General features: G+C 73.4%; 7 protein-coding genes. 4 read left to right on the forward strand and 3 right to left on the reverse strand.

Annotation, left to right across the window (positions count from 1 at the left end):
- The 4 genes from ACFWBW_RS40375 to ACFWBW_RS40390 all read left to right on the forward strand — a co-directional run.
- The coding region (locus ACFWBW_RS40375) for an acyltransferase domain-containing protein (RefSeq protein ID WP_385384464.1) at positions 1 to 2,322 on the forward strand (2,322 nt) is incomplete at its 5' end.
- A 23-nt stretch (positions 2,323 to 2,345) separates the two neighbouring features.
- Positions 2,346 to 2,999, forward strand: coding sequence for a 4'-phosphopantetheinyl transferase family protein (locus ACFWBW_RS40380; RefSeq protein WP_385384467.1), 654 nt, complete (start codon positions 2,346 to 2,348; stop codon positions 2,997 to 2,999).
- Between the two features lie 82 nt (positions 3,000 to 3,081).
- Positions 3,082 to 5,580: a SpoIIE family protein phosphatase gene (locus ACFWBW_RS40385; protein ID WP_385384470.1), complete on the forward strand. Its 2,499-nt coding sequence runs from the start codon at positions 3,082 to 3,084 to the stop codon at positions 5,578 to 5,580.
- Positions 5,581 to 5,773: 193 nt separating this feature from the next.
- Positions 5,774 to 6,013: a response regulator transcription factor gene (locus tag ACFWBW_RS40390; RefSeq protein ID WP_385384473.1), complete on the forward strand. Its 240-nt coding sequence runs from the start codon at positions 5,774 to 5,776 to the stop codon at positions 6,011 to 6,013.
- On the opposite strand, the gene ACFWBW_RS40395 is transcribed toward ACFWBW_RS40390, so the two are convergent.
- From ACFWBW_RS40395 to ACFWBW_RS40405, 3 genes are all read right to left on the reverse strand, one after another.
- A complete protein-coding gene (locus tag ACFWBW_RS40395; RefSeq protein WP_385384477.1) occupies positions 5,982 to 6,986 on the reverse strand; it encodes a serine/threonine-protein kinase in 1,005 nt (334 codons plus the stop codon). The genes ACFWBW_RS40390 and ACFWBW_RS40395 overlap by 32 nt on opposite strands.
- 107 nt (positions 6,987 to 7,093) lie before the next feature.
- The gene (locus ACFWBW_RS40400; protein ID WP_385384480.1) at positions 7,094 to 7,660 is read right to left on the reverse strand and encodes a hypothetical protein; all 567 of its coding nucleotides are present in this window, start codon (positions 7,658 to 7,660) and stop codon (positions 7,094 to 7,096) included.
- A 109-nt stretch (positions 7,661 to 7,769) separates the two neighbouring features.
- Positions 7,770 to 8,255: a hypothetical protein gene (locus tag ACFWBW_RS40405; protein WP_385384483.1), complete on the reverse strand. Its 486-nt coding sequence runs from the start codon at positions 8,253 to 8,255 to the stop codon at positions 7,770 to 7,772.
- Between the last annotated feature and the right edge of the window lie 142 nt (positions 8,256 to 8,397).

The raw sequence follows: 8,397 nt of genomic DNA on the forward strand, positions 1-8,397 counted from the left end.
CTGCGCACCGAGTACCCCGACGACGACCCGTCCCTGTGCTACCTCGGCGCGGGCAAGGCCCTGATCGGGCACTCCCTGGCCGCGGCGGGCATCGCTGGACTGATCAAGACGGCCCTGGTCGTCCACCACCGCACGATCGTGCCGCAGCCGGAGACCACTCCCCACCCTGACCTGGGCGTATCCGCCGCCGGCCTGCGCTTCGCCGACACCGCGCGGCCCTTTCCGGGCGGCGGCACCCCGCGACGTGCCGCCGTCAGCTCGTTCGCCTCGGGCGGCACCCACGTCCACGTGGTGCTGGAGGAGCGACCCGAACCGGTCCCCGGACGCTTCTGCGAACCGGTCCCCGGACAGCCCGCGCACCGCGCCTCCGGCGGCGAGGGCGCCGGAGCCGCCCACGACACCGAAGTCACCCGGCCGCAGCTCGTCTTCCTCTCGGCCGAAAGCCCCGAGCTCCTGGACCAGCACATCGGCGAGGTACTCGACGTACTCGACGCGGCGGACCGTACGCCGCTGGCAGCCGTGGCGCACACCCTAGGCGCGCGGGCTCCGCTGCCGGCCCGGCTCGCGATCGTGGCCACCGACACCGCCGCGTTCCTCGAGCGGCTGCGCCACGCCCGCGAGCAGCTCCTCGCGGGAGTCCGCGGCGACCTCGGCGACGGAGCCTTCGCCGCCGACGCCCCGCTGCCCGCCGCACAGCGACGCGTGGCCTTCCTCTTCCCCGGTCAGGGCAGTCAGCGGCCGGGCATGATGCGGGACCTCTACGAGAGGTTCCCCGCCTACCGCTCGGCCGTCTGCGTGCTCAGCGCCGTGGCCCGCGCCGACCTCGGCTTCGACCTGGCCGACCTGCTGTACGGCGAGGCCTCCGTGCCCCGCGCCCCGCTCACGGACAACGGGGAGCTCGGGCGCATGCTCGCCGCCACCGAGGTGTGCCAGCCGCTGCTCGGCACCGTCCAGATCGCCGCCACCCGGGTCCTGGCCGACTGCGGGATCACCCCCGGCCTCGCCCTCGGTCACAGTGCCGGGGAGTTCGCGGCGGCCGCCGCGGCCGGGGCGCTGACCCAGGTGGACGCCGTCCGGCTGCTGGTGCACCGGGGCGCGGCCCTGCGGCGGGCCGCGGCCGGGCTCCGGGGCGGGATGCTCGCGGTGCAGACCGACAAGGAGACCTGCCGCCGGCTCGTCGACGGCATCGACGACGTGTGGCTCGCCTGCTTCAACCAGCCGCGCCAGATCGTGGTCAGCGGCACCCCGGAAGGCCTGGCCGCCCTGCGCGCGGCCTGCGCGGAAGCCGGGGTCGTCACGGCGACGCTCGACGTCTCGAACGCCTTCCACTCCCCGCGGCTGGCCCGCGCCGAGGAGGCCGTGCGCTCGGTCCTCGCCACCCGTCGCATCAGCAGGCCCGCCGTGCCTTTCGTCTCCTCCGTGAACGCGGAGGTCTGCGAGGACCCCGACCGGCTGCGCGAGCTGTGGGCCCGGCACGCGTCCGCGCCGGTCCTCTTCGACGACGCCGTTCGCACCGCCTACGACCAGGGGGCCCGCGTCTTCCTCCAGGTGGGCGGCGGGACCTCGCTCCTCACCTCGGTCCGGCGCAACCTCACCGGCCACGGCGACGTCCACGTCGTCCCCGTCACCGGGGAGGCGCCGGACGACGGACGCACCTTCGTACTGGCCCTCGCCCGGCTCGCGGTCCTGGGCGCCCCGGTCGACCCGCGCGCGCTGATCCCCGCGGAAGAGCGCCGGCTCCTGGACCTGCCGGTGGCCAAGCTCGACTGCCGGCCCCTCCGGGTCCCGGCCTGCCTCCCCGCGAACGAGCCCGCGCCCACCCCGCCTGCCGTACCGGGACTTGCGGTACCGGGCCGTTCCCCGCTGCGCCTCGCCCCACCGGTCGCGGACCTCGAGGAGGTCGCCGAGGCCGTACGGGCCCACGTGGCGCGGATCAGCGCGTTCCCGGCGGACCTGCTGCGCGACGGCCAACTCCTGGTCGAGGAGCTCGGCTTCGACCCGCTGATGCTGACCGGCCTCCTCACCTCCCTCGAGCGGCGGTGGCCGGCATGGAGGAGGCACCTGGTCGGTGCCGGGGACCTCGACGCCCTGCTCGCACGGGTCCGCCACCCGTACCGGAGGGTGCACGTCGTCGCCGAAGGCGTGTACAGCACGGACTGCGCGGACGGCACGGACGGCGCGGATCTGTGGTCGGGAGCGCCGTCCGCAGCCTTGGCGGGCCGCGGCGCCCGGCGGGGCATCAGGGTCGGCCCCTTCCTCCGTCCGGCCGTTCCCGAGGACCTGGCCCGGCTGCGCTCCGGCGACGCGGCCCGGGCCGCCTGAGCCGGCGACCGGTCGCCGCCGTCATGCACACCGACACCTTCCCGGCGATCGCACCGGGCCACGTCCACCGCTGGGGCGGCGCCGCTCTCCTCGTGGCCCGCCGCGGCGATCCCGCCCGGGCCCCCTTCCTCTCGCCCGCCGAGCGACGCGTGCTCCACGCGCTGCCGGCCTGGCGGCAGGCCGAGTGGACAGCGGGCCGGCTGCTCGCCAAGCGGCTGGTCCACGAGGCCGTCGGCGCTCCGGAGCGGGAGGTGGAGGTCCTGCCCCGCGCGGACGGCAGCCCGTACGTCCTGGTCGGCGGCAGTCCGCGGGCGGACCTGCACCTCTCCGTCAGCCACACCGTCCGGCACGCCGCCGCGGCCCTCGCACCGCAACGGGTCGGAGTGGACCTCTGCGAGACCGCCTCGGCCGACGTGGTGCGCCGGGTCGCGGACCGGGTGCTGACGCCCGGCGAACTCTCCCTCGTCGACACCGGCCGGCCCGAGGCGCTGGCCGCCGCCTGGGCCCTGAAGGAGGCGGCGGTCAAAGCCGACCGGAGCGGGATCTTCGGCGCGGCTCCGCTCCGCGTGGAGATCCTGGGCCTGCGGCCGCCCCTCCTCGGCGGACGGCGGCGCGCGGTGGTGTGGCGGGCGGCGGACGCGGTCCTGGCCCTCGTGCTGGCACACCCGGGCACCTGACGGCACTGCGTTGGTGCTCCTTGCCGCGCCGTCTCATGCTTGTCAGTGGAGCCCCTGGCCAGCGAAGGCGAGATGAGCGGCGATGGAGCAAGTTCCCACCCCTCCCGGTGAGCGCCCGGCCCGGACGACGCACGCCTCCCCGGGGGCGGCGGGGATTGCCTACACGGCCACGGCCACCGTCAGCGAGCAGGGCATCGTGACCGGGTGGAGCGAGGAAGCCCGCCGGCTGCTCGGCTACGCACCCTCGGAGGTCGTGGGCCTGCCCGCCGCGGACCTGCTCGCGGACCAGCCCGGCGAGCCCGCCGACCTCCGCGGATCCGGCTCCGGCGGTACGGACACTGCGGCGCGGCCGGTAGCACCCGGACAGGAACGGTGGAGCGGCACCGTGCCGCTGCGGCACCGGGACGGCCGCCGCCTGGACACGGGACTCCTCGCGCACCGCAGGACGGCCGAGGGCGGTGGGGCCGAGTGGTTCGTGGTGTCCGCCGTGACGGGAGCACCGGACGCGTCCTGGGACGTGCCCCTGGGCGAATGGGCCTTCGACCGGTCCCCCTGCGTCCTGGCCGTCTTCGACGAGGACCTGCGGCTGGTACGGGCGAACACCGGCATGCACCACGCGCTCTCCCTCACCGAGGCCGAGATGCACGGGCTGCGCCTGTCGGAGATCGCCCCCGACCCGGTGAGCGAGGAGACCGAGCGGGGAATGCGCCGGGTGCTGGAGACGGGCGAGCCGCAGTCCGTGGACGGCTTCGTCCGGCCGCCCCGCGCGGGCGCGACGAACGGCTGGGCGACCTCGCTGGCCCCCGTACCGGGCCCGGACGGCCGGGTGCGGGCCGTGTACCTGACCGCGCACGACGGGGCCACGGGTGACACCGCCCCACGGCAGCCGCTCCCGCCGACCCTCGCCGGCGCCCGCATCGCCACCTCCACTTCCACCGCCACCGCCACCGCCCCGGACAGTGCCCGTACCGCGCAGGAGCTGGTCGACGCGGCCGTCCCCCGGCTCGCCGACTTCGCGGTCGTCGACCTGCTGGAACCTTCCCCGCGCGGCGAGGCCTCGTCCCGGGGTCCCGGGACGGGGGCGCTCACGGTGTCCCGTAGCGCCGTACGGTCGGTCCTCGGCGGGAGTCAGGAGTCCCGGTTCGCGGTCGGGGAGAGCGCCGTCTACCCGGCACTGTCGCCCCCCGTGGAGTGTCTGGCCGCAGGGCGGGGCGCCGTGTACGGGACCGCGGACCCGGCCGTCGCCCGGTGGGTGGCACAGGACCCCGGGGCCGCCTGGATCAGCGAGCAGGGGACCCGTTCGATGATGCTGGTGCCGCTGTGCGACGGCGGGGTCACCCTCGGCCTGGCCGTCTTCAGCCGTCACCAGCACCGGGAGCCCTTCGACCCGGAGGACCTGCGGCTGGCCGAGGAACTTACGGCCAGGGCGGCCACGAACATCCACCGGGCGCGCCGGACCTCCCGGGAGCACACCAGCACCATGACGCTGCAGCGCAGCCTGCTCCCCCACACGCTGCCCGTGCAGTCGGCGCTGGAGATCGCCTCCCGCTATCTGCCCGCCGCCGGCGAGGCGGGTGTGGGCGGCGACTGGTTCGACGTGATCCCGCTGTCCGGGGCGCGGGTGGCCCTGGTCGTGGGCGATGTCGTCGGCCACGGCATGCGCGCCACCGCCACCATGGGCCGGCTGCGCACTGCGGTACGCACGCTGGCCGACGTCGACCTGCCTCCCGATGAGCTGCTCACCCACCTCGACGACCTCATCATCCACTTGTCGGCCGACGAGACGGGCCAGGAATCATCGGGCGGCATCGGAGCCACCTGTCTGTACGTGGTGTACGACCCGGTGACCCGCCGGTGCACGGCCGCCCGGGCCGGCCATCCGCCGCCCGCCGTGGTCTCCCCCGAGGGCTCCGCGTACCTCCTCGACGTCCCGGCGGGGCCGCCGCTGGGCCTGGGGGGCCTGCCCTTCGAGACCGTCGAGGTCGAGCTTCCCGAGGGCAGCCTCCTCGCGCTGTACACCGACGGCCTGCTGCAGGCCCGCGACCACGACATCGACGAGGCCCTGGACAGCATGCTCGCGGCCCTGGTCCAGCCCTCCTCGACTCTGGACACCGTCTGCGACCGGGTGCTGACGGCCCTGCTGACCCACCGGCCCGATGACGACGTGGCCCTGCTCGTCGCCCGGACCCGGGCCCTGCACACCGACAAGGTCGCCGTCTGGGACCTGCCCTCCGACCCCTCCTTCGTCGCGCAGGCCCGCCGCAACGCCACCGATCAGCTGACCGTCTGGGGGCTCGACGAGGCGGCCTTCGTCACCGAGCTCGTGGTCAGCGAACTGGTCACCAACGCCATCCGCTACGGCGAGCAGCCCGTGCAGCTACGGCTGATCCACGAGGGCACGACGCTGATCTGCGAGGTTTCGGACGCGAGCGGTACCGCCCCGCACATGCGGCGTGCCCGGATCTTCGACGAGGGAGGGCGCGGCCTGCTGCTGGTCGCGCAGCTCACCCAGCGCTGGGGCACCCGGCACACCCTCTTCGGCAAGACCATCTGGGCCGAGCAGTCCCTCGCCGGCTTCTGAGGACTTCCGGGGACCCTAAAAGGGACCTTCTCCCCTCCCCTGTGACACGCCCGTGACAGTTGGCGGACAGGGTGATGAACTCCCACCGACAGGCTCTTTAACACGGACATACATTCACATTCGTGGACATGTCCTCTGCTTCCAAAGGTGCGAGCAGCCGTGATGAACGAGCCGAAGTGCCGGAGGAAGTCCCATGAGCCTCACACTCGTCGCGCCGCACCCCGAAGCCACCGAAGCCCCCGCCACCACCCTCGCCCCGCGCGAGCAGGAGGCCCTGCGCCACATCGCCGCCGGGTGCACCTACGTGCAGACGGCCCGCTCGATGGGACTGTCCAAGCACACGGTCGACGCCTACCTGCGCCGCATCCGGGCCAAGCTGGGCATCAACACCACGGCCGAGCTCACCCGCCTGGCCATCTCGCTGGGGCTGTGAACACCGGCCGCGCCCAGTCCGGGGGCTCCCGCGGCGGCTCGCCGCTCCCCGGATCCCCGGGAGGCTGCGGAGCGGCCCGTCGGGCCACCGCGGGGGCGGTCGCCGCACGGAGCGCCGCCACGAATTCCAGGCACGAGTCGTAGCGGTCCTCCGGGACCTTCGCCAGAGCCTTCTGCAGTACGGCGCCGGCCTCCGGCGCGATATCCGGCCGCTTCTCCGCAAGGGGAGGCGGCTTGTCGTATTGGTGCGCCCACAGCAGCGCGGGGGCGTCGTCCCGGACGAAGGGCGGCCCGCCGGTGAGTGACTCGTAGACGACACAGCCGAGGCTGTAGACATCGCACCTGCCGTCGACCGGGCGCCCGGAGATCTGTTCCGGCGCCATGTAGTCGACCGTGCCGACGAACTCGCCCGCCGTGGTGAACCCGGTGAGCGCCAGCGACTTCTTCGTCAGGCCGAAGTCCGTGAGGTAGATGTGCTCCGGGTGGTCGCTGTCGGTGCCCTCGGCCACCAGGATGTTGGCGGGCTTGACGTCCCGGTGCACCAGATCGTGCTCGTGGGCGGCGTCGAGCGCCGATGCCACCTGGGCGGCGATGCGCAGCGCGGTCGGGACGGGCAGCGGTCCGTCCCGGTCCAGCAGGGTCCGCAGGTCCATCCCGGCGACGTAGCGCATGGCGATGTAGAGGACCCCGTCGGTCTCGCCCGCTTCGAAGACGGGGACGATGTGCGGGTGGTCGATCCTCGCGGCGACCCTGGATTCGTGGGCGAAGCGGCGACGGAAGACCTCGTCCCGGACGCGCTCCGGGGCGATCAGTTTGAGCGCGACCGTACGGTCCAGGCGCAGATCCTTCGCCTGGTAGACGACGGCCATGCCGCCCCGGCCGATGATGCGCTCGATCCGGTAGCCGGCGATCTGCATCCCGATCAGGCCGGAGGCGCGGCCCGTATAAAGGCCCCGGTTCGCTGCCGTGCCCATCAGGCGCCTCCCTCGGCAAGTCTATCGAGTGATCCACACGCACGCCCGTGGGGCGAGCGGCGCTCGCCCCACGGGGATGTGCTGTGCCCGGGCCCTCGGCCCGGCGGTCAGTCGTCGTCGCCGCCGGCTCCGCCGTTGCCTCCGCGGCCACTGCTTTCGCAGCCGACGCCTATGCAGATGCCGCCGGTGCCGCCCTTGCCGCCGGTACCGCCGTCACGGCCGGGGGCCGCGTTGCCGCCCTTGCCTCCGGTTCCACCGTTGACGCTGCCGCCGCAGACTCCGGCGCAGATCCCGCCGTTGCCGCCCTTCGAACCTTCGCCGGACGGCCTGCCCTGGGTGCCGGTCCCGCCGTTGGCGCTGCCGTTGCACAGTCCGGCGCAGATTCCGCCGTTGCCGCCGTTGGTTCCGTTGACCGTTCCGTTGCAGTTTCCGGCGCAGACCCTGTCCCCGACGCGGACACTGCCGTTGCCCACTTTGACCTTGCTAGCGAGGCGGCTCGTGCCCGGTCTGCTGTCACCACCGTCCTGCCAGCCGCTGGACACCGCGACCGACGCGGTGGGGGCGGTGGCCGTCGACGCCGGAGCCGCCATGGCCGCGGGCGCCATCGCACCGGCACCGATCAACGTCGACGAGATGACAAGACCTATACGGAACTTCCAGGAACGCGTGCGCATGGGATTCTCCTTGCCGATGGTGGTTGATGGTTGAAATCGATACCGGAAACGATGTCGGTAATTCGAATGGAAAAGGCCCGGCCGGCCACCGGCCGGTCGGGCCCGTATGTCAGGTGGAGAGGGGAGAGAAGGGGTTGCTGCTTCCCATCAGGGCGAACCAGTCGCCGTCCTCGTAGCTCTTCTTCCAGGTGTCGATCTGCTTGGTCGAGATGTCGTACTTCTTGGCGATCTTCTCCTTCGTCTCGTCGGAGTCGTCGGCCAGCAGGGTCACCACGATGCGCACCTTGTCCACCATCGTCAGCTCCGACTTGGACTTGTCCGGCAGGTCCTCGAACCGGAAGCAGCCGGCCCGTCCGGGCTTGCCGGGCTCACCGGGCTTGCCGGGCTCCCCGCCCTTGCCGCCCTCGCCACCCTTGCCGCCCTCGCCGCCTTCGCCGCCGAACCCGCAGTGGGCGGGCGACCCGGTCATGATCGAGGAAACGGTGTTCGCAGGAGTGTGGGACTGCGACGCTTGCGCGGCGCACGCCGTACCGGTGACGAAAGCCAGGGAGGCCGCCGCCAGGATGAGCGGACGCTGCCAGGAGCTCGTGAACATGAGGGTTCTCCGTTTCCGTGTGCACGGATGTCGCTGATCAAAGAAGGGGGGGGTGAGGGTGGATCTGGGGGGTGGGGGGGGGGGGACCCACAGACCCCCCCCCCCCCCACCCCATGCGGGGGTCACGACCCCAAAAACCCTC

This window comes from Streptomyces sp. NPDC059957 (assembly GCF_042730015.1).
Lineage (GTDB): Bacteria > Actinomycetota > Actinomycetes > Streptomycetales > Streptomycetaceae > Streptomyces.